1 protein-coding gene and 1 pseudogene are annotated in these 1,550 nt (G+C 38.3%); both read right to left on the minus strand.

The window, feature by feature from the left end:
* Positions 1-590: DnaB-like helicase N-terminal domain-containing protein (locus tag ACI3VO_RS02705; RefSeq protein ID WP_439756439.1), on the minus strand; the 590-nt coding region annotated here is incomplete at its 3' end.
* Between the two features lie 58 nt (positions 591-648).
* Positions 649-1,550, minus strand: a pseudogene (locus tag ACI3VO_RS02710) (hypothetical protein); the annotation flags it as partial.

The following is a 1,550-nucleotide window of genomic DNA, read 5'->3' on the forward strand; positions in this document are numbered from 1 at the left end:
GAAGAAGGCTCGCCCGTCAAAATCGTCAAAGTCCCGTAATTAAGCCCTCCACCTGTCACCAAATCTATAAAATCAAATCCGGTCTGAATAGTTCCAGGCGTCTCTGTCTCCATCGGAATTTCCGCAGCCTCAATATACCAATCCTCTACATTTCCCGATTCAAGTATAGTCGTTTTCAAGCGCTCGACGAACTTCAACAGCTCTGACTGAGGAAGCGCCTTGAGATTTTCATCCGTATAGCGCATCATAGTCGAAACATTTCGCTTCATCGAAAGCTCCTTGACTATCTTTATGTAGTAAATGGCATTGCTGCTAGTCGGCACAGCAGTCACCAAGCTAGAAATATACGCCATCCCACCGATTTGATCCATTTTGCCGATATTTTTGAGCTCGTTTTGAAGCGTAACAAGGTCGACCTCGGTATTTTCAGTGAAAATTTTATTCATAGCCTTGTATATTATCTGGTGCTCATTTGCATAAAAATCCTGTGCCGATAAATTCACCTGATTGCCCTCAAGTATGACCTTCGAATCGATTAAAATCGCACCTAAAATACTCTGTTCTGCAGATAAGTTGTATAAATCTTGCATAGTTTCTCCTCCCCTTCCGATATAAATTTAATTGCAAGACAAGACCACTAATCTACACTCAGTCGAAAGCCTTATACCCTAAACTACTGCAGCCTACATTTTGTAAATTGGCAAAATTAACCCTTCTAGCAAACACAGGATCCTCCAATTTTCGCTTCAAAACCAGCCTATCGTAGTATTTTCTCAAGCTATTTGGACATAGTACGACAGAATTCCAAAAATTATTAGGCATATGAACCCATCTAATCATATCCGCAATTTCCTCAGCACTCCTGTTGTCAACCCTAATCATCAAGCCAAACGTCTTTGCCCATTTCTTGAAATTAGGTTTTTTCGCACGAGGATTATTGAACAAAATATTTTGATACAAAATCTCCCCTAGTCGATACTCATCAAGAGTTTCGACGGAGATGTTTTTTATTTTAGTAGATTTATATAGTAGATTTATTATTTGTTCCGGTTTTTGGTCAATTATCTTCGGTTTTTCATCAATCACCCTCGGTTTTTGGTCAATTATCTTTGGTCGCAAATCTGCTACTTCTATTGATTTGTTATTTTCTACGGCTTGTTTTTCAACGACTTGTTCTTTGACTGGCTCTTTATTTATTTCCTCATCCTCTGCTAAAAACATATCAAACGGCGTAGAGGCATCCTCGACTTCTCGCCCTCTAATATCCCTAAGCTCATATATGTAATTTTCTTCATAAGAATTTTCCGCGCGATTATCAACACCGTCATCTAGACGATCCTCATCGTAAATCATATCGACTATTTCATCTGGATAATCGATATCGCTAATCGGCTCCTCGTATTTTTCGTGATTCTCTTGGTTACTGGCATAATTCACCTTATAATTCACCAAAAGATCGTAGTTTTTAGAAAATGCAAAATAAGAATATGTACCACGATGCTTAATAGTTATTCGCTTCAAAATATCCTTTTCGCACATTTTTTTAAATC

This window comes from Intestinibacter sp. (genome assembly GCF_051866655.1).
Taxonomy (GTDB): domain Bacteria; phylum Bacillota; class Clostridia; order Peptostreptococcales; family Peptostreptococcaceae; genus Intestinibacter.